The organism is Paraburkholderia sp. BL10I2N1 (genome assembly GCF_004361815.1).
Lineage (GTDB): Bacteria > Pseudomonadota > Gammaproteobacteria > Burkholderiales > Burkholderiaceae > Paraburkholderia.
In genome coordinates this window covers 705,746-729,169 of record NZ_SNWA01000001.1, presented here as the reverse complement: position 1 = coordinate 729,169, position 23,424 = coordinate 705,746, and the positions used below count along the sequence as shown (strand labels likewise).

The 23,424-nt window shown below is 62.3% G+C and carries 23 protein-coding genes and 2 pseudogenes; 22 read left to right on the top strand and 3 right to left on the bottom strand.

From position 1 onward, the window contains the following. Positions 1-17: 17 nt before the first annotated feature. Complete coding sequence (locus tag B0G77_RS03450) at positions 18-809, bottom strand: glycosyltransferase (protein WP_347814152.1); 792 nt, start codon at positions 807-809, stop codon at positions 18-20. Between B0G77_RS03450 and B0G77_RS45510 the strand changes: the two genes are divergently transcribed. From B0G77_RS45510 to B0G77_RS03345, 22 genes and pseudogenes are all read left to right on the top strand, one after another. After that, a complete protein-coding gene (locus B0G77_RS45510; protein WP_347814151.1) occupies positions 786-1,283 on the top strand; it encodes a hypothetical protein in 498 nt (165 codons plus the stop codon). The two genes, B0G77_RS03450 and B0G77_RS45510, sit on opposite strands and share 24 nt — an antisense overlap. A gap of 54 nt (positions 1,284-1,337) precedes the next feature. Further along, positions 1,338-2,585 carry an oligosaccharide flippase family protein gene (locus tag B0G77_RS03445; RefSeq protein ID WP_133660844.1) on the top strand — a complete coding sequence of 416 codons (1,248 nt, stop codon included), beginning with the start codon at positions 1,338-1,340 and terminating at the stop codon, positions 2,583-2,585. Beyond that, on the top strand, positions 2,585-3,652 hold the full coding sequence (locus B0G77_RS03440; RefSeq protein WP_133660843.1) for a glycosyltransferase family 4 protein: 1,068 nt from the start codon (positions 2,585-2,587) through the stop codon (positions 3,650-3,652). Before B0G77_RS03445 ends, B0G77_RS03440 begins: the two co-directional genes overlap by 1 nt. A gap of 129 nt (positions 3,653-3,781) precedes the next feature. After that, the gene (rfbC, locus tag B0G77_RS03435) at positions 3,782-4,333 is read left to right on the top strand and encodes a dTDP-4-dehydrorhamnose 3,5-epimerase (protein ID WP_133660842.1); all 552 of its coding nucleotides are present in this window, start codon (positions 3,782-3,784) and stop codon (positions 4,331-4,333) included. Positions 4,334-4,716: 383 nt separating this feature from the next. Beyond that, the gene (locus tag B0G77_RS03430) at positions 4,717-5,157 is read left to right on the top strand and encodes a 3'-5' exonuclease (protein ID WP_208116392.1); all 441 of its coding nucleotides are present in this window, start codon (positions 4,717-4,719) and stop codon (positions 5,155-5,157) included. Positions 5,158-5,916: 759 nt separating this feature from the next. Next, positions 5,917-6,852 (top strand): group II intron reverse transcriptase/maturase, encoded by a 936-nt coding sequence (ltrA, locus tag B0G77_RS03425; protein ID WP_208116391.1) that lies wholly within the window; start codon positions 5,917-5,919, stop codon positions 6,850-6,852. A gap of 49 nt (positions 6,853-6,901) precedes the next feature. Next, positions 6,902-8,041, top strand: a complete 1,140-nt coding sequence (locus B0G77_RS03420) for an IS630 family transposase (protein ID WP_133660551.1) — start codon at positions 6,902-6,904, stop codon at positions 8,039-8,041. Positions 8,042-8,137: 96 nt separating this feature from the next. Next, complete coding sequence (locus tag B0G77_RS03415) at positions 8,138-8,410, top strand: group II intron maturase-specific domain-containing protein (RefSeq protein ID WP_243750924.1); 273 nt, start codon at positions 8,138-8,140, stop codon at positions 8,408-8,410. Positions 8,411-8,642: 232 nt separating this feature from the next. Continuing rightward, positions 8,643-9,329: pseudogene (locus B0G77_RS03410) on the top strand (NAD(P)(+) transhydrogenase (Re/Si-specific) subunit beta); the annotation flags it as partial. A gap of 304 nt (positions 9,330-9,633) precedes the next feature. After that, on the top strand, positions 9,634-10,404 hold the full coding sequence (locus tag B0G77_RS03405) for a GntR family transcriptional regulator (protein ID WP_243750923.1): 771 nt from the start codon (positions 9,634-9,636) through the stop codon (positions 10,402-10,404). Positions 10,405-10,502: 98 nt separating this feature from the next. Continuing rightward, positions 10,503-10,769 carry a hypothetical protein gene (locus B0G77_RS03400; RefSeq protein WP_133660839.1) on the top strand — a complete coding sequence of 89 codons (267 nt, stop codon included), beginning with the start codon at positions 10,503-10,505 and terminating at the stop codon, positions 10,767-10,769. After that, on the top strand, positions 10,766-11,536 hold the full coding sequence (locus B0G77_RS03395; RefSeq protein ID WP_133660725.1) for a cupin domain-containing protein: 771 nt from the start codon (positions 10,766-10,768) through the stop codon (positions 11,534-11,536). The genes B0G77_RS03400 and B0G77_RS03395 overlap by 4 nt, the downstream gene beginning before the upstream one ends. Then, positions 11,533-12,081 carry a 2,4'-dihydroxyacetophenone dioxygenase family protein gene (locus tag B0G77_RS03390; RefSeq protein ID WP_133660726.1) on the top strand — a complete coding sequence of 183 codons (549 nt, stop codon included), beginning with the start codon at positions 11,533-11,535 and terminating at the stop codon, positions 12,079-12,081. The genes B0G77_RS03395 and B0G77_RS03390 overlap by 4 nt, the downstream gene beginning before the upstream one ends. Before the next feature lie 23 nt (positions 12,082-12,104). Next, positions 12,105-13,352, top strand: a complete 1,248-nt coding sequence (locus tag B0G77_RS03385; RefSeq protein ID WP_133660838.1) for a CoA transferase — start codon at positions 12,105-12,107, stop codon at positions 13,350-13,352. After that, positions 13,349-14,113, top strand: coding sequence for an enoyl-CoA hydratase-related protein (locus tag B0G77_RS03380; protein ID WP_133660837.1), 765 nt, complete (start codon positions 13,349-13,351; stop codon positions 14,111-14,113). The genes B0G77_RS03385 and B0G77_RS03380 overlap by 4 nt, the downstream gene beginning before the upstream one ends. Continuing rightward, positions 14,098-15,906, top strand: a complete 1,809-nt coding sequence (locus B0G77_RS03375) for an acyclic terpene utilization AtuA family protein (RefSeq protein WP_133660729.1) — start codon at positions 14,098-14,100, stop codon at positions 15,904-15,906. Before B0G77_RS03380 ends, B0G77_RS03375 begins: the two co-directional genes overlap by 16 nt. Beyond that, positions 15,903-17,063 (top strand): acyl-CoA dehydrogenase family protein, encoded by a 1,161-nt coding sequence (locus B0G77_RS03370; protein WP_133660836.1) that lies wholly within the window; start codon positions 15,903-15,905, stop codon positions 17,061-17,063. The genes B0G77_RS03375 and B0G77_RS03370 overlap by 4 nt, the downstream gene beginning before the upstream one ends. Positions 17,064-17,186: 123 nt before the next feature. After that, entirely contained in the window at positions 17,187-18,014 is an 828-nt protein-coding gene (locus B0G77_RS03365) for an SDR family oxidoreductase (RefSeq protein ID WP_243750922.1), read from the top strand. A gap of 179 nt (positions 18,015-18,193) precedes the next feature. Continuing rightward, positions 18,194-18,688: a YbhB/YbcL family Raf kinase inhibitor-like protein gene (locus B0G77_RS03360; protein ID WP_133660835.1), complete on the top strand. Its 495-nt coding sequence runs from the start codon at positions 18,194-18,196 to the stop codon at positions 18,686-18,688. Between the two features lie 172 nt (positions 18,689-18,860). Then, positions 18,861-19,889 (top strand): SMP-30/gluconolactonase/LRE family protein, encoded by a 1,029-nt coding sequence (locus tag B0G77_RS03355; protein WP_243750921.1) that lies wholly within the window; start codon positions 18,861-18,863, stop codon positions 19,887-19,889. A 457-nt stretch (positions 19,890-20,346) separates the two neighbouring features. Continuing rightward, the gene (locus B0G77_RS03350) at positions 20,347-21,462 is read left to right on the top strand and encodes a porin (RefSeq protein WP_133660834.1); all 1,116 of its coding nucleotides are present in this window, start codon (positions 20,347-20,349) and stop codon (positions 21,460-21,462) included. 95 nt (positions 21,463-21,557) lie between these two features. Beyond that, positions 21,558-22,169 (top strand): transposase, encoded by a 612-nt coding sequence (locus B0G77_RS03345; protein ID WP_243750920.1) that lies wholly within the window; start codon positions 21,558-21,560, stop codon positions 22,167-22,169. Here the strand turns inward: B0G77_RS03345 and B0G77_RS03340 are convergent. Together B0G77_RS03340 and B0G77_RS03330 are read right to left on the bottom strand one after the other, a co-directional pair. Next, positions 22,145-22,726, bottom strand: a pseudogene (locus B0G77_RS03340) (PLP-dependent aminotransferase family protein); the annotation flags it as partial. The gene B0G77_RS03345 and the pseudogene B0G77_RS03340 overlap by 25 nt on opposite strands. A 491-nt stretch (positions 22,727-23,217) precedes the next feature. Then, entirely contained in the window at positions 23,218-23,415 is a 198-nt protein-coding gene (locus tag B0G77_RS03330) for a hypothetical protein (RefSeq protein ID WP_133660833.1), read from the bottom strand. Between the last annotated feature and the right edge of the window lie 9 nt (positions 23,416-23,424).

The window sequence follows — 23,424 nt, the reverse complement described above, 5'->3', positions numbered from 1 at the left end:
TCTCTTTTCTTCAGGGGCTAGGCGATCGCGAGCTGCAAGGTCTTCTTGAATTGGCTCAGCGTGTTTTGCGCCAGCAGATGGGTGGCGGACACGGCAGCGATAGAAGGCGTCGCCGGTCCGTGCGGGAACAGTTGATCCACAGCATGGTTGATTGTGTCGCTGGAAAGGTCGGCGATGACCGGGCCCATTTCGCCGTTCCTGCAGAACCAGCCAATCAGGCCGTCGGCGGTGGCGATGACAGGTTTTTTGAACCGGTAGGCCTGTACCAGTACGCCGCTCATTCCATAGTGGCCCTTGTATCCGAGCCAGATCGCGTCGCAGGCCGCGAACAGATCCTGTTCGAAGTCTTCGGTGATGAAGCGGTCGACGATCGCGGGACCGGGTGTCAAACGCGCAGCGGCGCCTTCGATGTAGGCGCGCATATCCGCGTCCTGCTCGCCCGCAACGATGACGGTGGGTGCGTCGCGTCGTCGCGATAGCGCGTCGAACAGTTCGCGAATGCCTTTTTTATCGGTGATGGCGCCGTAGACCAGCAGGTGCTTACCAGCGGTGAGCTGCAACCGGCGGCGAGCCTCGCTCGGGTCGCGGGCAATGACGTCGGGGGAGGGGTCAGGCAGATAGTCGATCGCCGTGCCGTGGCGCACCGTCGCGCGGGCGCACCAGTCGCACAGGGTTGGGTCGATCGATAACAGCGTCTTCATTCCGGAAGACCTGAGCGCGCGACGAAACAGCTCTGCCTTGACGGCGTTGACGAGCGGGCGGCGCGGTGCCCGGACGCCCATCTGATGATGATGGAACAACGCGCGCATCGTAATGCCGACCCATGGCGTTGCGCCGAAAGGCGAGCCGAGAAAAGGCAGGACGTAAAAGAAATAATCGACGTACGGGATGACGATAAACGCCACACCGCGCTCCCGGCTGATTGTTTGATGGACATGCCGGAAATACTGGAAGAAGCGCAGATAGCTGAGCGCGCCGCGACCGGTGCAAATCATCTTCGCGGGCGGATCGACAAACGCTATCTTCAGGCGCGGCAGGTTGGCCGCGTTAATGCGTCGCGCCAGAGGATGCGCCGCATTCTCCGACGCGGTGACAAGCAGACAGGGGTATCCCGCTTCGATGCACGCGTGCGCGGCCCATTCGGCGTAGCGCCACCGATGTCCGGAGAAGTCGGGTTCGACGATCAGGAGAGTGTCTTGTGCCATGGTCCCAAGGTAGCGAAAAAAATTTTCGCGGTGCCGTGTTGGGCCGATATCGGCTATGTGATGGCTGTCCTGGCATAACTGGCCGCGTTACCGTTTCGAGCATTGGGTGGTGCAGCGCAACGGAGGGCATCGGTGAGATCGATCAGGGTTCCGCTTGTGGCGATAAGGCCAGCCTTCCATGGCAGTGCAGCGACCTGGGTGCTGCTCCAGCAGGCGGTCGTGCGCGGGCTGGCGGCCGTGAAATTTCTCGCGATTGGCCGCATGCTGGGCCCGGAGGCGATTGGCAACGTCAGCGTGGCCTTGCTCGCGGTGGCGATCGCGGAAGCGTTGAGCGACACAGGCCTCGCTCAGGCCGTGGTCCAGGCGAAGAGCATACCGACCCGCTCCGAACTGGGGGCGGTCTGGACCATGCTGACTGGGCGCGGCATCCTGATCGCGCTGCTGATAGTCGCGCTTGCGCCGCTGATGAACGCGCAATTCCATCTCGGCGGATCGCTGGCGCTGTTGCAACTGGCCGCCGCGCTGCCGCTGATACGCGGTCTTGCTTCACCCGCCTATTTCATGATCCAGCGTGAGAGGCGTTTTCAGCAACTTGCCGGCGTCGAGACTTCGGCTGCTTTTGCGGATTGTGCGGTTGGCCTCGTGTGCGCATGGAGCGGCGCGGGTGCCTATGCAGTGCTGATCGGGCTGGTTATCGGCGAGACACTGAAGACGGCGTTGACGTGGCTGTCGATGGGCCCGAGGCCGCCCGTGCGTTTTGCATGGCACGGCATCGGGCACTACGTCAACTTTAGCCGCTGGATCTGGGCGGGCAGTGTCGTGAATCTGCTGCTGAACCAGTTCGACAAGGTACTGGTGGCGAAGCTGATAGGCACCGCGGCGCTCGGTGCCTATCAGATGTCGTCCAAATTCGCGCAGATGTTACTCGCGGACGGGGCGATCGCCCTGTCCCAATACCTCTTTCCGACGTTCTCCGAGCATCATCGCAGGGAAGATGGCTCGGCGGCGAAACTCTTTGCGTGGTATTTCGCCCTGGTCTCCATCGGGCTCGTCGTCATCGTACTGGTGCTGCGAATGACGGCTCTGCCGCTCTTCATGCTGGTGCTGGGACCGGCGTGGACGTCAGCGGTGCCGCTATTCAGGATACTTGTCATCAATATGGCCATTGGTGCGCTGATCGCGATGCTGGTGGCCTATCTGCGCGCGACCGGCGTGCCGAAGGCGGCCACACAGGCGTCGGTACTGCAGGTCATCGTGCTTGTCATCGTGGTGCCGCCAGCCACGCACTGGTGGGGCGTGACGGGTGTGGCGTGGGCCATGACTGCAGGCCTCGCCGCCAGCGCCGGCTGGATGATCTATCGAATCGTGACGAGGCTGTGATGCGAATTCTTCATCTGGTATGGGCGCCCCGTCTCTCGGGCGCCGAAGTGTTGGCAAAGGATCTTGCCATTCATCAGCGCAATCACGGCGACACGGTGGGCCTGACGTCGTTGCTGCCACAGCAGGACGATTTTGCCCAGCTGCGGGCTGAGCTCGAGACCCACGAAATTGCTTGCGTGTTTCCCGAGCGGATGCCCAGCAACGTCGGCAAGTTGTGGCACCTGTATAAGGTGATTCGTCAGTTCAAACCGGACGTGCTGATCGCGCACGCGACGATCCCCGCGTTTTACGCGCGTGCGTTGCCCACTCGTGTGCCGGTCATCTACGTGATGCACTCGGCCGTGAATGACTTTGAACGATCGCTGTTTCGCTGCGTCGAGAGGTTGTTGTCGCGCCGTGCCAGAGCGGTGATTGGCGTTTCCGAGACCAGCGTGAAAGAGTACGTGGCGACGATCGGCAGGCATCCGCTGATGCAGGTGATCCCGAACGGTGTCGACACGACGCGCTTCGTTTGCACGACAAGTGCCGAAAACTGGAGCAGGGCGCCGCAGATCGTGCAGATCGGACGCTATAACGCGATCAAGAACCAGCTCCAGACAGTGCGTGCGTTTGCCGAGGTAACCAAAAGGATTGCCGACGTGCGCCTGCTGTTGATCGGCGTGATTGAAGATTCCGCCTATTTCGCACAGGTACAGGATCTTGTACGGGAGCTCGGACTCGAAGACCGTGCCATCGTGGATGGGCCGCGGTCCGACATTTCGCGGCTCCTGAGCGACTCAAGTGTGTTCGCGATGCCTTCGCTCTCTGAGGGGCACAGTATTGCGTTTCTCGAAGCGCTGGCGACGGGGATTCCGGTTGTTGCGAGCACCATCGAGGCATTTGCGTTCGCGCGCGACTTTCCGGGCGTGCAACTGGTCGATACCGCCGATACGAGCGCCTATGCGCAGGCCTTCCTGAACGCGCTGCGGCAGCCGCGCGTCGAGCGGGCACTGAAGGGGCTCACGCTGAATGACACGGCCGAGCAGTATCTGGCGATCGCGCGCAGGGTTGCGTGCGCCGGAGCATGAGCTTGTTCAGTTCTACGGTTGGCAGGGGGCTCGAATGGGGGTGTCACGGACAACCCGGCAGTTGAAACAGCAATCTTCGCTGGGGTTCTGCATCCCCCTGCGGCACAATCTTTTTACGGAAGAAGTGCCATGAGCATCAAGGTGACGGCAACTGCCCTCCAGGAAGTCAAAATAGTGGAGCCTGATGTGTTCGGCGACGGATTCGGCTGCTCATTCGAAGCCTTTAATGCACGCGATTTTGCAGATCGCGTGGCAGGTGGCGTTGAGTTTGTGCAGGATAATCATTCCGTCTGCGCAGGCGGCGTATTGCGTGGACTGCATTATCAGATTCAGCATCCTCAAGGTAAGCTGGTGCGTGTGGTGGTGGGCGACGTGTTCGATGTTGCAGTGGATATACGCCTCAGTTCGCCGAGCTTCGGCAAGTGGGTCGGTGTGCATCTGAGCGCGGAAAATTACCTGCAGCTTTGGGCGCCTCCAGGATTTGCGCACGGGTTCGTCGTGTTATCCAGGTCCGCAGAGCTTCTATGCAAGACGACGGATTACTGGTTTCCTGAGCTTGAGCGGAGCATTCTGTGGAGCGATCCGGGTATCGGCATCGACTGGCAGATCGACTTTATGCCGATCCTGGCTTCTCGAGATGAGACGGGCAAGCGCCTCTATGAGGCTGAGTGTTTCCCATGAAGGCTGCGCGCCGCGCGAAAGGCGACCATGCGACGGATCTCACCGCGCAGTTCGTTCGCGCACAGCCTGTGCATACTCTCTACCATCATGAGCGCGAACCGATCCGGCACGGCTGTTTGCTTCGGCCTTAAGAGGCTATCTGTCGATTCGGGCCCGCCTTGACATACGCCAGAGGCACCCTGCCTGGATAGCACCATCCTTGAATACACCTCAGCCAAAGCTGATCCGCCTGGAGTCTTGCGAGGGACAGATTTTTCCGCAGACGGGGTCACTCGGTTTTGCTCGATTTTGGCGTGAAAATACGACCTCAGTTCGAATAGACTCGCCGTAGCCACGCCAGAACAACGCGCGTGATACATAGTGAGACAACGCATTCAATCGGCTTGCAGCAGACAAAGAGAGGCGACGAATTTGCTACGGCGATACCGTCCGTCGATCAGTGGTTGGAGAAAGCGCGGGAGCTTTTGGCACCGTGGTGCATTGGAAAATCAACCATCAAAATGCGCCTCAAGACTGTCGAAGCCTTGCCCAAGGCGTTAGCTCGCTGCCCCACTGATGCGCCGCCGGCGCGCACTATTCACTCCGTTAAAGGTCTGGAGTTTCCCGCCGTCCGCGTTGTAATGACGACCAAGACCGCTGGCGGAATTCTTGACCTGCTTGAAGGAAAGAGCCCTTCTGGCTTGGATGAGGAGGCGCGAAAGATCTACGTTGCGGCGTCGCGTGCAAAGGGTCTCCTCGCCATTGCCATTCCTAAAAGTCAAGCTCCGCGTCCTCACGCAATGCTTACAGCAGCCAATTGTCCCGCAGAGCTACATCACGTCTAGGTCGTGTCGTCAGCAATTGTTGTATTAGCTGGAGGGGCGATAGGTTTCCTGATTTATTTTGCAAGCCTAACCTAGCCGGCCGTTGTACCTCATAGGAGGTCGTTGCGGCAGTCAAAGCTTCTGTGTTGGGTCCGGCACGAGTCGGTTGTCCGGGCGGAATGGCAGCCCCCCTTCGCGAAGACCAGGAGTTGCTTGCATAGGGAGATATTAAGACAGGAAAACTTAGTGTGTCACGAACGTAGGCGAGAGCCTGCGGTGCTGTACTGAAGATGGGAGTAGGCCTCCCGAAGTCGGCTTTCAGGAGCAGGCTTCAAACCGCCCGGTGCTGCTGCGTCCAAAAGGCGTGGTGGTGAGCGACTGTGGAAAAGTCACCCGTCGAGGGTGGCAGGTACGTGTTGAGCAGATGAGCGAAAGCGAACCGTCCGATGACGCATCGTTACTTATTTAAAGGCGCTGTCAAAACTGGGGTCGTAAGTTTGCTCCAGGATCAGTCGGGACGACACCTGATTACGGACCCGATGGCAGCCGGTGTAAAGGCGGCATGAACTCAATACAGGCTTCGGTATGGAACGTGAGAACCTTGCTTCGGATGTAAAGGGAAAAGACAAATGGCAGACACCATGAGGATGAATACCGATGCCGGAGTGAGGGGCGGAGCCGCCCGTAGTAGTGCTGAAGCCTTTGTAATGAAGGTGGAGCGAAGGGGCGGCGTTATCCTGTTGACGAAGGTCACCAACCTGCGCTGTGGGGATGAGTGACATGACATCAACGAAACCGTACAGCATTGCGAAGCGGGTCGTGTGGGAAGCGTACCAGTTGGTGAGGGCCAATCGCGGCGCTGCGGGCGTGGATGATGAAACCATCGCCATGTTCGAGCAGAACCTTTCGGGAAATCTGTCCAAGCTATGGAACAGGATGTCGTCGGGGTCGTACTTCCCGCCGCCGGTGAAGCAGGTTGAGATTCCGAAAGCCAAGGGCGGCACGAGAAAACTGGGGGTTCCCACCGTATCTGATCGCGTGGCGCAAAGTGTGGTCAAACTGATGATCGAGCCGACACTCGACCCGATATTCCATGAAGATTCTTATGGTTATCGGCCGGGCAAGTCGGCGAAACAGGCGATTGCCGTGACGCGTACGCGTTGCTGGAAATACGACTGGGTTGTTGAGTTTGACATCAAGGCGGCATTCGACCAGATTGATCATGCGTTGTTGTTAAAGGCGGTGCGACACCACATCAAGGAAGGCTGGATCCTGCTGTACATCGAGCGGTGGCTGACTGCTCCGTTCGAAACTGCGGAGGGGGCGAGTCTGCCCCGGATGCGGGGTACACCCCAGGGCGGTGTGGTCAGCCCGATCTTGATGAATCTGTTTATGCACTATGCGTTCGATAGCTGGATGCAGCGGACATGGCCGCAGTCTCCCTTTGCGCGCTACGCCGACGACGCGGTGGTTCACTGCCGCAGTCTGGCGCAGGCACAAGCCGTGATGCAAGCGATTGAAGTGCGGCTGGCAGAGTGTGGTCTGACGATGCATCCGGAGAAGTCTAAGATCGTGTATTGCAAGGACGGTAAGCGCACTGGCACTTATCCGAACGTGCAGTTTACGTTCCTCGGTTTTACGTTCAGACCGAGACGGGCATTGAGCAAACATCGACGGTTATTTACTAGTAGTTCGTTCCATCAATACAGTTACTAAATAAGCGATAATAGCCTCGTTTCGTTCGCAACTCTTGACGGAGGTGACGATGGCGAGGAAGTCCAAACGTGCGGCGCTGGTGCTTACACCGGAGCAGACGACGACGCTCAAGGAACTTGCTGGATCGAGGACAGCGCCCGCGCGCGAAGTCGAACGGGCGAAGGTGCTGTTGGGCTACGCCGCGGGCACTTCGATCACGGAGCTGCAACGCCAGCTCGGGTTCAGTCGTCCGATGATCTATCGCAGCGTTGACAAGGCGCTGGCAGCAGGTGTGCAAGCGGGTTTGAAAGACAGGTACCACCGGCCGCATGAACCCGAGATCAGCGATGAAGCCAAAGCCTGGGTGGTGAGCATCGCGTGCACCAAGCCCAAGGATCAGGGCCTGGCGGCCGAGTTGTGGAGCATCTCCGCACTGGCGCGGTTTGTATCTGAAGGAGCCGAGGCCGCTGGATTCGCTCGCCTGGCCAACGCTGGCAAGAGCACCGTGTGGCGCATCCTCAACGAGAACGAGATCAAGCCCCACAAGATTCGCTACTACCTGGAAAAACGGGACCCGGAGTTTGACCGCAAGATGCAGGAAGTCCTGATGGTCTACCGGGATGTCTCGATCTACCGGGAGGGCGCCGTTCATGATGCGCGACCCAACCCCATCTATACCGTCAGCGTCGACGAGAAGCCGGGTATTCAGGCGATCGGATTGACCGCGCCGGATCTGCCCCCGGTACCGGGCAAGGCATCAACCGTCGGGCGCGACTACGAGTATGTGCGTCGGGGCACGGTATCGATTCTCGCCGGAATCGACTTGCACTCGGGTCACATCTTCGCCAACGTCGAGGACCGCCACCGCAGTGTGGAGTTCATCGCGCTGCTCAAGCGCCTGGACGAGTACTATCCGAGCGAGGCCATCATCCGCGTGGTGCTGGACAACCATTCGGCCCACATCTCCAGGCAGACCATGGCCTATCTCGCCTCGCGCCCCGGGCGCTTCGAGTACGTTCACACACCCAAGCATGGCTCCTGGCTTAATCTGGTCGAATGCACCTTCTCCAAAATGGCCCGCACTTTCCTTCGCCACATCCGGGTCAAATCGATCGATGAACTGAAGGAGCGCATTCTGAGGGGCATCGAGGAATTCAATGCCTCACCGGTTGTCTTCCGCTGGAAAAAGGTCGACCTCGGCGTGGCTTAATATGTAACGACTTTGATGCAACGATCTACTAGTTTTCTGCCGGCGGCGAGCAATGATGCCTTAAAGCGGATGAGACAGGTCGTGCGGAGTTGGCGCATGCATCGACGAACACCGACGACGCTGGATGAACTTGCGCAGCAATGCAACACGACGATACAAGGGTGGTGGAACTACTATGGGGCGTTCTATCGGACGGCGATGCACAGCCTCTTCGGCTACATCGACCTACGGCTTATGCGGTGGGCTCGACGAAAGTACAAGGGGTTGCGGCAGCACAAGCGACGTAGTGCGGAATGGCTACGTAAGATGAAGCGCGTCCACCCGCGGTTGTTTGTCCACTGGCGTGTCGTTGCGGTAGCGGTTGGATAACGGGAGCCGAATGAGTCGAGAGACTCACGTTCGGTTCTGCGAGAGACTCGGGGCGCAACTCCCCGGGTCTACTCACCTCTTAATAGCGTCGTTTGGCGATGCGTTTTTTTGCGGAAGCTTTTCTGGATGCTCGCGATCATTCGTTCTCTAGCTGGAAAAATGAAGGGAAGAATGATTTATCCCCACCGCTTTCGCGTCAGCGTTAGCGGGGGTAATCGGGCTGGGCGGCGGCGGCATCGGTTTCTCGCTGAATAATCCAATGCTGATCATCGCGGGCTCGCTCGTCGGCTCGTCGGGTGCGACTCTGTCGTACATCATGTGCCGCGCAATGAACCGCTCGTTCTTCAACGTGATTCTCGGCGGCTTCGGCAATGAACCTGGCGCGCCGGCGGGCGGCCCGGCGGAGCAGCGTCTGGTGAAATCCGGTTCGGCCGACGACGCGTCGTTCATGCTCGGCAACGCCGAAACCGTGGTGATCGTGCGGGGTTATGGGCTGGCGGTGGCGCGTGCGCAGCATGCGTTGAAGGAGCTGACCGACAAGCTGGTCGAGAAGGGCATCGAGGTGAAGTACGCGATTCACCCGGTGGCCGGACGGATGCCGGGGCACATGAACGTGCTGCTCGCCGAAGCCGAGGTGCCGTACGACATGGTGTTCGAAATGGAGGGCATCAACGGCGAGTTTGGTCAGGTCGACGTGGTGCTGGTGCTCGGCGCGAACGACGTGGTGAACCCGGCCGCGAAGAACGATCCGAAGTCGCCGATCGCGGGCATGCCGATCATCGAGGCATATAAGGCGCGCACGGTGATCGTCAACAAGCGTTCGAGGGCGGCGGGCTACGCCGGTCTCGACAACGATCTCTTCTACATGGACAAGACAATGATGGTGTTCGGCGATGCCAAGAAGGTGATCGAGGATATGAGGAAGCCTGAGGCATACATTACTCAAGACGTAAGCAAGGTGATTGCAGCACTTCACGTGATGGAGTTGTCAACGGCGGCGTAGGGAGCTTCGATGGGCAGTGGCAGCCAATATCCAAGCAACGAGCATCAGCCTTGCTCAAGCGGCATCACGTCGTTTGCAGCATGAGCCGCAAGGGAAGTTGTTGGGGTGTGCCAGGAACGCGAACGTCTGGTCGCCCATCGCTGACATATAATTCGAATGTTGGTTATTTAGGATTTATATGATGGCGGGTAAGAGACCCCTTGGGACCGAGCGGACGGAGTTGCGGGTCGAGCGCGGCGTTGCGCAATATCAGCGGCTGGCGTCCCTGTTGCGGCACCGAATTGCGAAGGGCGAGTACCCGCTCGGCACGCAGCTGCCGCCGATCACGCAACTCGCGGACGACCTGGGCGTCGCCGTCGTCACCGTCCGGCAAGCATACGATCTGCTTTCCAAGGAAGGGCTGCTCCGCAGCCAGCGGGGCGTTGGGACCCACGTTGCAGCGCTGCCCGCCGCCACGGGCGACCTCGAACAAGTGATCAACAACCCCTTCGCCGCGCCGCAGGCGCTTGCCTTCGAGATACTCGAAGTCGGGCGCCGCACCCTGTTGCCGCAGGAGCTGCTCGCGCCGGATGACCGGTCGGCTGGCGAATACGTGTGCGTCCGCAAACTGCATACCTATTCCGGCGAGCCGTTCTGCTACGCCGAAATCTATGTGCCCACGCCGGTTTTCGAATCGCTGCCCACGGACATCGCCATGAAGCGGAAGCTGCTCGCCGCGGTGCTCGACGAACTGGGCGCGCGCTGCAAACGCTTGCGGCAACGCGTGACCGTGATACCCGCGGATTTCCCTCTGTGCGACATGCTGAAGATCCCGTTTGCCTCTCCCGTCGCGAAGATGTCGCGGCGCCTGGTTGACGGCAAAGGCAACGTGCTGTACGCCGGCGCTACCTGGTATCGGGGCGACCGCTACGTCTCCGAGATCGACCTCCCCGCGTCCGCCCTGAAAACCGTGCCCGGGATCACCGAGCCCCAGCGACGGGCGGTCGGGTAAGCCCGTACTTGACGCCGCTTTGCGCATGCCTAAACTACTAACATTAGTCATTTAGGTTTAACTCCCCGAAGTTGAGTTCTCCTTGGAGTGCGATGCGCATGCGGAACCTTCTCTTCCTCCTGGCTGCCCCCCTGTTCGCGTCGCAAGCGATGGCGGCGGCCCGTTATCCGGCCAACCCCATCAAGATCATCGTTTCCTTTCCGGTCGGAAGCGGAACGGACGCCGGGGCGCGCGTGCTCGACCAATCGCTGCCCGCCAGCAAGGGCCAGCCCGTCATCGTGGAAAACCGTCCGAACGCGTCCGGCTTCATGGCGGCGCAGGCCGCCGCCCCGGCGGTCAAGACCGCATGGAGCCAGCCCGAATGAAGCCCGTACCTACCGTGATCCGGGCGGCCGATCTTGCCGCCTACGCGCCGGCCAACCACACCGGCACCTCCAACGTGCGCGTGATCGGTCCCGAGACTGTTGGCGCGACGGCGCTCGAAGTGCTGGTCGGCACGATCGTGAAATCGCACGGCGCGCGGCCGCACGCGCATCCGCACCTGGAGCAATGCGCCTACATGATCGAGGGAACCGGCGAGTCGGGGGCGGAAGGCCGCGTGGAAGCGATGGAGCCCGGGACCTGGGCCTACGTGCCGGCAGGCGTGTTCCATTCGTTTCGCGTGACCAGCGACCAGCCCGGGCGTGTGCTGGTCGTCTATACGCCGCCGTATGGCGAGAACCCGGCGCACACGATCACGGAGCCCGACGGCGCTGCCGCCGCGCCCGCTCACGGCAAGGTGCGCGTGCTTGCCGCCGGCGACGCCGCCACCGGCACAGTTCCCCTCATCGACCGCGAGACCGCTGGCGCGCGCTGGGTCGACATTGCGGCGCTGCGCATGCCTGCCGGCAGCCCATCGGTCTGCACCGCGGAGCCTGACGTCGAGCAGGTTCTCTACGTCGAAGACGGACGGATCGACGCACGTGTCGACGGGCAGGACTTCGGTCTCGCCCCGGGCGACTTCCTGTTTCTTCCGCGCGGGGTCGCCGCCTCCCTGCGCTGTTTGCCGGAGCAGCCTGCATCCGGCTTCCTTATCATGGGGCGGCTTCCATCCACTGCTTCAAATCCAGTAACAACGGGAGACAATTCATGAACGCAAGAATGCTCGCGCAGCCCACCACGTCCACCGGCGCCCCGCTGCCGCTGCCCGCTCTGCCACAGGACAAGCTCCTGTCCGTCAACATCGAGCAGATCCCGCTGATCAGGGATGTCTTTCCGGGCATCCACATCAAGCCGCTGCGCCTTGATCTGGAGCGCGGCGAGTGGGTCTTCATGGCCATCCTGGAACCCGGTTGCTCGCTGCCGATTCACTACCACACCGGTACGGCGCAGGTGTGGACGATCCAGGGCTGCTGGGCGTATCGCGAGTACCCCGAGCAGCGGCAGACGGCAGGCTCCTACCTGTACGAGCCCGCCGGCTCGGTGCACACCTTCTACACCCCCGAGGACAACACCGAGGACACCATCACCATCGCGTGGATCGAAGGCGCGCAAGTGAGCTTCAACGAGGACGGCACGTTCCACTCGCTCAATGACGCGGTCTCGATCCGGTACGCGATCGAGGCCCTCGCGGCAGCGCGCGACATCGGACCGGTGCCCTACATCCGCGGCAATGGCGCCGACGTAGCCGGTTCCTGACCGGAAAGAGGAGCACGGACACAATGAGCAACGACTCGAACCAGGGTGGGCCGCTGGCCGGCCTGCGCATCATCGACATCACCGAGGTCGTCATGGGACCTTCGGCCACGCAGATGCTGGCCGACCTGGGGGCCGACGTGATCAAGGTGGAGCCGCCCGGCGGCGACATGCTGCGCGCCGTCGGTCCCGGCGGGCGCGCGGGTGCCGGCCCGCTGTTCCTCAACCTGAACCGCAACAAGCGCAGCATCGTGCTGGACCTGAAGCATCCCGAAGGCAAGGAGGCGCTGTTGAAGCTGGTGCAGACGGCCGACGCGCTGGTCTACAACGTGCGGCCACACGCGATGAAGCGCCTCGGGCTCGACTACGACGCGCTGCGGCAGGTCAACCCCCGTCTGATCTATGTCGGCACCTTCGGCTTCAGCCAGCGCGGCCGCTATGCGGACTTGCGCGCCTTCGACGACCTGATCCAGGCGGCAGTCGCCATCCCCGAGGCCAGCGTGCGGGCCGGTTCCGACGTGCCGCGCTATGCCCCGCTCAACCTCTCGGACCGGGCCACGGGCCTGTACGCGTTCGGCGTGATCTGCGCGGCCCTGCTCGCGCGCGAGCGCACGGGCTGCGGGCAGGCGGTGGACGTGCCGATGTTCGAGACTACCGCGCAGATGATGCTGGGCGATCATCTGTACGGCCACACGTTCATCCCGCCGCGCGGCGGCTTCGGCTATCCGCGGCTGCTCAACCCGCAGCGGCGGCCGTACGCCACGCGGGACGGCCTGGTTTGTCTCGTCGTCTACACCGATGAACAGTGGCAGGCCTTCATGGGCGTGGTCGGCGAGGCGGAGCGGTTCAACAGCGACCCGCGGTTTGCCGACGGCGAATCGCGCACGCAGCATGTCGAGGCGCTGTACGCGATCCTCGCCGACAAGCTGAAAGCGCAGACCACGCAGCAATGGCGCCAGCTGCTGGAGCCGCTCGGCATCCCGGTGATGGCGGCGCACACCTTCGAGTCACTGCTCGACGACCCGCACCTGCAGGACATCGGGTTCTTCCAGCAATTCGAGCATCCCACCGAGGGCGTGCTGCGAACCATGGCGGTGCCGAGCGAATGGCCGCAAACGCCGCTGCCGCCGTTGCGCCCGCCGCCGCTGCTGGGTGAGCACAGCGCGCAAGTGCTGGCCGAGGCCGGCTACTCGCCGCAGCAGATCCGCGAGATGGCGCAGGCGGGCGTGACGCAAGTGGCGGCGTGCAGCGAGTCAACGGGAGTCGAAGCATGAGCGAGGTCGTGCACGCCAGCCGGCAGGACGGGCGGCTGATTCTCACCATCGACCGCCCGGAGCGCCGGAATGCGCTCAACGCGGAAGTGATTGGCACGTTGCAGGAAGCGCTGCACCGCGCCCGGTCTGACGAGACGAATCGCGCCGTGGTGCTCACTGGTGCGGGCGACGAGGCGTTCTGCGCCGGCGCCGACCTGGGCGGAGATGCCTTCGCGTTCGACTACGCCACGCCGACCAGCGCCTATGCCGACCTGCTGCGCACGGCGCGCACGCTGAACGTGCCGCTCGTCGCGCGCGTCAACGGCGCCTGCATGGCCGGCGGCATGGGCCTGCTTGCCATGTGCGATCTCGCGATCACCGCCCGGCATGCCACATTCGGCCTGCCCGAGGTGAAGGTGGGCGTGTTCCCGATGCAGGTGCTCGCCGTGCTGCAGGCCCAGTTGCCGCAGCGCTGCCTGGCGCAGCTGTGTCTGACGGGCGAGCCCATCGACGCGGCGCGGGCACGCGAGATCGGTCTGGTGAATGAGGTGGCTGACGACCTCGACGCTGCGCTCGAGCGCCTGCTGTCGCGGCTGCTCGCCAACTCGCCCACCGCGCTGCGGCGCGGCATGTATGCGATGAAGGCGATGCGTTCGATGTCCTTCGACGAGGCGATCGCCTTCGGCGAAGGGCAGCTCGGCCTGCTGGCCCTGACCCACGACGCGCGCGAGGGCGTGGCTGCATTCAAGGAAAAAAGGAGACCGCAATGGACGGGCAAATGACATTCTCGACGCCGGGCAAGGTCGTGCGGATCGGCGGCGCCTCGGGCTTCTGGGGCGACAGCAGCCTCGGGCCGGTGCAACTGGTGCGCTGCGGGGGCATCGATTACCTGGTGTTTGACTATCTCGCCGAGCTCACCATGTCGATCCTCGCGGGCGCGCGGGCGAAGCGGCCGGAGGAAGGCTACGCCATCGACTTCGTCACGGTGGCGCTGCGCTCGGTGCTGAAGCAGGCCGTCGAGCAGCGCATCCGCATCGTCAGCAACGCCGGCGGCGTGAATCCGAAGGGCTGCGCCGCGGCGGTGCAGGCTCTGGCCGACGAACTCGGCGTCCCGGTGCGCGTCGCGATCGTCGAAGGCGACGACGTGCTCCCGCTCGCCGCCGCGATGCGAGCGGCCGGCACGGTCGAAATGTCCAGCGGCGAACCGATGCCGGAGCGGCTGGTGACGGCCAATGCCTATCTCGGCGCACTGCCCATCGCGCGCGCCCTGGCCGCGGGCGCCGACATCGTCATCACCGGCCGCTGCGTCGACAGTGCCGTCACCCTCGGCGTGCTGATGCACGAGTTCGGCTGGGCGGCCGACGACTTCGACCGGCTCGCCGCCGGCAGCCTGGCCGGCCACATCATCGAATGCGGCTGCCAGGCGACGGGCGGCCTGCACACCGACTGGGCCAGCGTGCCGGACTGGGCGAACATCGGCTATCCGATCGTCGAGTGCCACGAAGATGGCAGCTTTGAAGTCACCAAGCCCGCGGACACTGGCGGCCTCGTCACGCCCGCAACCGTCGGGGAGCAACTGCTGTACGAGATAGGCGATCCGGCCAGTTATCTGCTTCCGGACGTGACCTGCGACTTTCGACAGGTGCGCATGGAACAGACCGGGCCGCATCGCGTGCTCGTGACCGGCGCGCGCGGCCGGCCGCCGACCGGCACCTACAAGGTCAGCGCCACCGCGCCGGCGGGCTTCAAGGTGTCCGGACAGCTTACCATCGTCGGAATCGACGCCGCAGCGAAGGCGCAGCGCACAGGCGAGGCGTTGCTCGAGCGCGGCCGCCGGCTGCTGCGTGAGTGCGGGTTCACGGATTTCCTGGGCACCCATATCGAGCTGCTCGGCACGGAGTCGGCCTACGGGCCCCATGCGCGCCCGTTGCCGACGCGCGAAGTCGTGTTGCGCCTGACGGTGACGCATGCCGACCGGCGTGCACTGGAGATGTTCAGCCGCGAGTTGGCCGCACCCGGCACATCCTGGTCACCCGGCACGACCGGTGCTGGTGGGCGTCCCCCGGTGTCGCCGGTGCTGCGGCAGTTCGCCTGGCTCATGCCGAAGGCGCAGGTGACGCCGACGGTCACGCTCGGCGAGACGACATTCACCGTGACGCTGCCGCCACCGCAGCCGCAGGGCGCGCTGGAACCGCTGGTGCCCACCGGGGGTGCGCTGCCTGCCGGCCCACGCCAGACGGTGCCGCTGTTGAGAATCGCGCTCGGACGCAGCGGCGACAAGGGCGACACTTCCAACATTGGTCTCATCGCGCGGCATCCGGCCCTGCTGCCGGTGCTAAGAGACCAGGTGACGTCAGAACGGGTCGCGACGTACCTCGGCCATCTGGTGCAGGGGCCGGTCCAACGTTACGAGCTGCCCGGCATCCATGCCATCAACCTCGTCTGCGCGCGTGCATTGGGCGGCGGCGGCATGGCGTCGCTGCGCAACGACCCGCTCGGCAAGGGCATGGCGCAGATGCTGCTCGACATGCCGGTCGACGTCCCCGCAGGCATGTTGCAGGAGCTCCCCGCATGAATTTCGACTTCTCCGACGACCAGCTTGCAATCCGCGACGCCGTCGAGGCCCGCTGCGCCGACTTCGGCGCCGATTACTGGCTCGAGCGGGACCGCGATGGGCGCTGGCCCAACGAGTTCTGCGACGCCGTTGCCCGCGGCGGGTGGTTCGGCGTGACCATGCCCAAGGAACACGGCGGCGCCGGCCTCGGCATCTCGGCGGCCGCGATGGTGATGCGCACGATCGGCAAGCTCGGCTCGGCGGCGGTGTCGTCGGTACACCTGAACCTGTTCGGCCCGCAGCCGGTGGTCGTGTTCGGCAGCGAGGCGCAAAAGCGGCGCATGCTGCCGCCGTTGATCGACGGTTCGGATCGCGCCTGCTTCGGCGTGACCGAGCCCAACGTCGGTTCCGACACCACACGCGTCAGAACCTTCGCCCGCCGCGCGGGCGACCGCTACATCGTCCACGGCCAGAAAGTCTGGACCTCGACCGCCCAGCAAGCGAACAAGATACTGCTCGTGGCCCGCACGACGGCGATCGAGGCATGCGCGCGGCCGATGGACGGCGTCACGCTGTTCTACACCGACCTCGACCGTTCGCATGTGCGTATCAGCGAAATTGAGAAGATGGCGCGCAAGGCAGTGGACTCGAACGAACTGTTCATCGACGGGCTGGAGATCCCCGTCGAGGATCGCATCGGCGACGAAGGCCAGGGCTTCAGGTACCTGCTGCACGGCCTGAATCCGGAGCGCATCCTCGTCGCGGCTGCCGCGCTAGGCGCCGCTGAGACAGCGTTGACGCGGGCAACCGATTACGCCAGGGAACGCGTCGTGTTCGGCCGGCCGATCGGCAAGAACCAGGCGATCCAGCATCCGCTGGCGGAATGCTGGATGCGCCTGCAATCGGCCGAACTGCTGATGTGGAAGGCGGCGGCGCTCTACGACGCCGGCAAGCCCTGCGGTGTCGAGGCCACGGCGGCCAAGTACCTGGCGGCGGAGGCCAGTTTCGAGACGTCGTTGCGTGCAGTGCGCACGCACGGCGGCTACGGCTACGCGAAGGAGTACCACGTCGAGCGCGGCCTGCGCGAAAGCGTGCTGTCACTGCTCGCACCGGTGACGCAGGAGCTCGCGCTGTGCTACGTCGCCGAGCAGGCGCTCGGATTGCCGAAGTCGTACTGACCCCGCGCAGCGCGAGACAAATCGCATCCAGGGCGCGGCAAAGGCAGGTCCGACGACACCAACCGGATCAATCAGCAACGCTCGATAAACCCGAGCCTGGAGACTGCGAAATGAGGATGAACCTTGCGGGAGGACAGTTTCATGAAGAGGTTTGAGGGTAAGGTCGTAATCGTCGTCGGCGCCTCCGGCAACGGCAACATGGGGCAGTGCATTGCCCGACGCTTCGCCGGCGAAGGCGCCGGCGTGATTGTGGCTGGACGACGCGCGGAGCCGTTGGATCAGCTGGCAAGCGAAATCGGAGGCGCCAGCCGGCTTTGCGATTTCACGCGCAAGGAAGACGTCGACGCCCTCGTCGCCTTCGCGCGCGAGCGCTACGGCCACGTCGATGTCGGCATCAACGCCACGGGCTGGGGACTTCTCCGGCCGTTCGAAGACACGAGTGAGGAAGAACTGCAGGCGATGATGGATCTCCAGTTCAAGGGGCCCTTTCAGTTCATGCAGGCGCTCGTGAAAGCGATGAGCCAAAATCCGACGCCGGGGGGCTCGATCATCATGATCTCGTCCGCGACCGCGACGATCATGCTTGAGAACCATGCCGCCTATATGGGCACCAAGGCTGGCACCGACCACGTCGTGCGCTGTGTGGCCAACGACTTTGGCCATCTCGGAATTCGCGCCAATTCGATCTCTCCTGGCATCACCCGCACGCCGATGTCGGGTGATGCCCTGAACATCCCCGAGATATTGGGGGCCTTCGAGGCCGGCTATCCGCTCGGACGTATTGGCACTGTGGACGACGTCGCCGAAGCGGCTCTGTGGTTGGCAAGCGACGTGTGCTTCATGACGGGACAGAACCTGCAGGTCAATGGCGGCCTGACGCTGCGCCGCAATCCGACAGTGACGGAAATGGGTGCCGCCTATGCCCGGGTTATCGCGGACCTGTCCGCATGACGGGATCAATGGGGCAGACACGATTGAATAATCGTCCGCCTCCGAACGTGTCGTGCGAGGGGAGCCCGTGGCGCAGCTAGAGGAAGCGGCGCCATGACAAATAAGTGCATCGGTTCTGGGGCACATCCAGGCGATGCAGCTTTCCTGGTTATCAAATTAAGTAAATCAAAGGAAATGGCGTGAGCATCTTCACAGTGATATCGCCTGAATTCAAGGATCAGGAACGGCTGCAACTGGTGCATGAATTCGATGGCTTCGACGGGACCGGCCAGAACCGTTCGCCCGCGCTGCAATGGCACGGCGCGCCGGCAGGCACCAGGAGCTTCGCGCTGACGCTGTACGACCCGGACGCACCGACCGGCAGCGGCTTCTGGCACTGGATCCTGTTCGATATCGATTCGTCTGTCACCCAACTCGCCGCAGGCGTAGGCTCCGCCGACGCCACTGACCTGGGCGCCAGCGGCACTCAGGCCACCAACGACTACGGCGCCACCGGCTACGGCGGTCCCTGCCCGCCCAAGGGATTGCCGGCGCACCGCTATATCTTCACCGTGCACGCGCTGGGTGTGCGCAAGCTGGAGCCGCCGGTCAACGCGCCCAACGCGGTGGTGCGCTTCGTGATCTACCAGAACACGCTCGCCACGGCCACCCTAACCGGCCTCTACAACCGCTGAGGGTGCGCCTTGCTGCGACTGTTTGAACCGCTCGCCAGCCCCAAGGCCAGGCTCGGCGCGGGCGTGCGGCGTTCCTGGTGCCGGTGGTGGGAGCGCTAGTGGATTCAATGGGGGCGGACACCATTGAATAATCCGACGCATTACAGCTCCCCCCAACTTTGGAGACTGCAAGATGAGAACGAACATAGCGATGCTGATACTGCTGGCGTTGTTGGCGACGCCGCTCACCACGAACGCCTGGGAGCGCGGCAAGGTCGAGCGCTTTGCCACGTTGCCGCGGGGTGAGGCGCATCCCGAGGGGATCACCATCGACCGTCAGGGGAACGTCTACGTCGCCACAGTGGCGGCGAACAAACCTGAGACGAGTGAGGGAACGCTCATTGTGTTCGACCCACACGGCAAGCACCTTCGGACTGTTCGAGTCAAAGGCTCAAGCAGGCTATTGCTTGATCTTGGTTTCAATCCGCAGACCGGCAAGTTGCTTGTGGTCGATTACCAGGCCGGGAAGGTCTGGGTCGTCGATCCCAACACGGGTGCCGCATCCGTTTTCATGACGGTCACGGGTAATAGTCCCGGCCTCGACGGGATGACGTTCGACGCTGCCGGCAACGTGTACGTGACCGACTCTCACCAGGGCATCATCTGGAAAACTGGACCAGGCGGCGGCGAAGCATTGGCGTGGGTCAAAAGCCCACTGCTCAGTCCGGCAAGGCCAGCACCGCGCATCGGCGCGAATGGTCTGGCGTTCAACAACGAGCGGACAGCGTTGTTCGTCGCCAACACAGCGAGCGACACGATTGTCAAAATACCGGTGACTGGCTCGAAACTTGAACCTGGCACGCCTGAGGTCTTCGTCAATCGCGTCGGCGGCGGACCCGACGGCCTGATCATTGACGAGCACGACAAAATCTGGGCCGCATGCAACCAGTCCAACGAGATTCTCGTACTCGAGCCGGCACAGGGACGCGTGATTGCAAAGCTCGGCGATTTCGGCGGAATCGATCGCGAGGGGGCGCCCATAGGTTTTCTCTGGTCGAATAGCCTCGTATTCCACGGTGACGACGTTCTTGTCACCAACCTTTCGCTCGATTTAGGCGCGGTCATTTCACAGTCTGAACGGACAATCGATGGACCGTGGGCTCACCAGGTGAAGGTCCACACGATCGCGAAAATCAAGAAGCGGATACCGGGCATCTATTAGAAGTGACCGGATGCGCTCGAGAGTCCATGCCCACACGGGGACTGGACCCGCGCCATAAGATGCCCGGTCCTTTTTCGCGCAGATTCTCGATCGATCTCAGAAGTCGTTCTTCGCTCTGAGGCCGGGCACGAGCGACTTCTCGGCGCGTCCCAGGATGGGTGTGATCCAGCCTCGCCTTCGAACTGCGGTAAGCGCGAGCGAGCTCTTCGTCATTCGCGCACATGGAGCGCAGATGTGAATTGGACTAACCAGATTGTTCGCCTGGAGATGGGCTAGGTACGGATTCCATCGTCGAGTCGATGCGGGACATAAAACTCTGGCGTGCTGGGGACGTGCCGGATAGGCGGTACTAGAGATGCCGGCACATCGCACATGTAATCGACATGCAGATGCCCTGGCTGAGACGACCACTGGGAGCGAGGAGATATTGATGAAGCAAGCGCCGATAGGAGACAGCATGCGTGCGATCAGTCGGGGAATTTGCGGTGCTACGTTGGTTCTTGCCGCAGGCCATGCAGTAGCGCAGTCGAGTGTGACATTGTATGGGGTGGTCGACGTTTTTGGTCAGTATCTGAACAACGGCGGAACTCATTCGTTTTCCGAAAGAAGTGGCGGCTCCACAGCGTCCCTTTTGGGCTTTAAGGGAAGTGAGGACCTCGGCCGCGGATTGACGGCAGAATTCGACCTCGAGAGCGGCTTCAACGTGAACAACGGGACGTTCTTCGCGGACAGCAATGCGCTCTTCTATCGTCAGGCGTGGATCGGGTTGAGTCATGCCGACTTCGGTTCGCTGAGCTTCGGTCGTCAGTATCAACCGAGCTTCAAGGTCGCCTATGCCGTCGACCCCTTCCGCATCAACGAAGTGATTTCGCCGCTCGCCGCGGCCGTCCTCGCAATTGATCGAAACACCTTGTCGACGCAGTACGCCACCGGACGAACCAGCAATTCGGTCAACTATCAATCGCCGAATCTGGGCGGCTTCACGTTCAACGCGATGTACGCGTTCTCTGCGACGGTCACGCAGCCTTTGCCGTCAACGTCAGGGAATTTTCTCGATGTATCGGCAACCTATTCGAACTATGGTCTGTTTGCGGGTTTCGGATATCAGTATCAGCATGCTGGACAGCTGAGCTTTCCCGGACTTCCTGGCCGCCTGGATCTGGTTGGAACGGCTCACTACACGGGGGCATTTGCTTACCGGTTCGGTATCGTGAACCTGCAGTTCGCCTATCTGTACGTGCAACCCAAAGACGCCGCCCCGGGTTCATTCGCGGCCCGTCTTGGTACGGTCCATTCCGTCAGCATTGTTCAAGTGGGGGCGACGATTCAGGCGACGTCGCAGGATGCCATCCAGATCGCCGTAATTGAACGTAATGTGCGTGGTTCACACGACAACACGCCCGGAATACAAGTGGGCGCGGACCATAGCCTTTCGAAGCGCACGTCCGTGTACATGCGGGCCGGCTATATGAAGAACAATGGAAGCGCGACGACGAGCTGGCCCGGCATCACCGTGACCGAACCCAACGCGTCGCAGACGCTGGTGCTGATGGGTGTGACACACCGGTTCTAGTCGCAATACTGTTAAAGAAGGTCTGCAAAAGTCCTGGCATTGCCTTGCTGCTGAGCTATCCTGGAAACAGAGCGAATTAGTTGAGGAGAGGTGTGATGACGCAGCTGGGTCTTGGTCTGGATCTGTCAACGAAGCGCACGCGTAAGCGGGAATTTCTCGATGAGATGCGACGCGTTGTGCCCTGGTTGAAGCTGATTGCGCTGATCGAACCGCACTATCCCACGGGCAAAACCGGTCGGCCGCCGTTCCCGATTGCGACGATGCTGCAGATTCATTTCAGCATGAAGTTGCACATCGGCGTGGATAGCCAGAGCGGACTGGCGCATAGCGCGGTCGTCACGGCAGCCAACGTGCACGACAAGCACCCACTGCCACAGCTTTTGCATGGGCAGGAGCAGCGGGTCGATGGCGACAGCGCGTATGCAGGCCAGAAAGCGCTGATCCACGGCAAGGCCCCGAAGGCCCGCGACTTCACGAACAAACGCACGCGGCGCAAGGGCCGTGTCGATGAGGTGGCGCGCCGCAAGAAACGCAATAAGTCGAAGATTCGCGCCCGCGTCGAACATGTGTTTGCCGTGGTCAAGCGGTTGCGGGGTTTCACGAAGGCGCGCTATCGCGGCCTGGCGAAGAACGCCAATCGCGAGGTGCGTCAGTATTTCGAATGCGAGCGCCAGCGTTCGAATCACATCATCGGCATATGCAGATGATGCGGGTCTTCGAGCGTATCTGCGACCCGTTGAAGCGCGTCGCGGCAATCGTCGCGATTCTGCGGCCCGCCCATGCAGACGCGAATCGCATTCGGCGGATTGCCGTCGGTCGAAAACGCCGCGCCCGCGACTGCTGCGATGCCCTGATTGCGCAACTGCTATGCAAGCTCGGACGCGCTCCAGTCACATTGCGGTGGGATCGGTAGCCATAGATGAAAGCCGTCCGGATGAGCGTCGTACCGCCAGTCCGCAAGCATGTGCGTGGCAATCTCCTGCCGCGCATTCGCTTCGGCGCGGATCGCGCGCAGCATGTCGGTTGCGGTGCCGTCGTTGATCCATTGCGTCGCAAGCAGCATCGTGTACGGGCTAGGCATCACGGTCGTTGCGCGCAACGCGCCTGCAATCCGCTGCGTTTGCCGCACGGTTGGCGTGCACAGATACGCCACCCGCAAACCCGCACCAAAACACTTCGACATCCCCGTCACGTAGTACGTCAATTCGGGCGCAAGCGAAGCGAGCGACATCGGCGCGTCTTGCGGCAGCATCGTGTATGCGTCGCCGCCGCGCAACAAGCAGTACGGCTGCATTCGAGCGACTCAAGACCAACGTGCCGGTTCGCGACGCACTGGTGAGCTTCGGCAAGCACTGTCTGGTTGGAGTGCTGACACCGCAACTGCTCGCGGTGCGCCGTCTCGCGCATTTTGAAGGCGGCCGGTCGAACGTGGGCGCTCTGTTCTCGAGGGGTAATCGTACCGCTGCAAGAGTCGGCAGAAAACCTGGTACTGCAGAGCGTTTCAAGCGGACTGCCGTTGTTTCTGGGAGGGGGGCGATGCATGGTTTGCGCCCGGACGGGTGGGTAGCATGAGTTGCCACGAGGACTGATTGCGCGGGCTAGCGCCTGTACGGGTGGGCATCATGGGTTGCCGCGTGGACTGATTGCCGGGCTAGTGGCGCCGCAGGCGTGCGAGTGCGCTCCGACCGAGTCTTGCAATCATCGACAACAGGCGTCCGGTGTAAAACGTCCCATACATTTTTTCCTTCGCCCGGTTTATGCTGGCACGCTCTGGTCAGGGTCCTCGCCATCCAGTTCGTCGAGAAACTCGGCAAGGTCGCGAAAGTTGCCGGCATCGATGTCTCTCTGTCCCATCTCCAGAAGCTGCAGTAGCGCCTTGCGCCGCTCCATCTGCGCACGCGGCCCGGCGTCCTGCATCGGGATATCAGGCAGTTTGCCGTGAGACGGGTTCACATCTGTTCC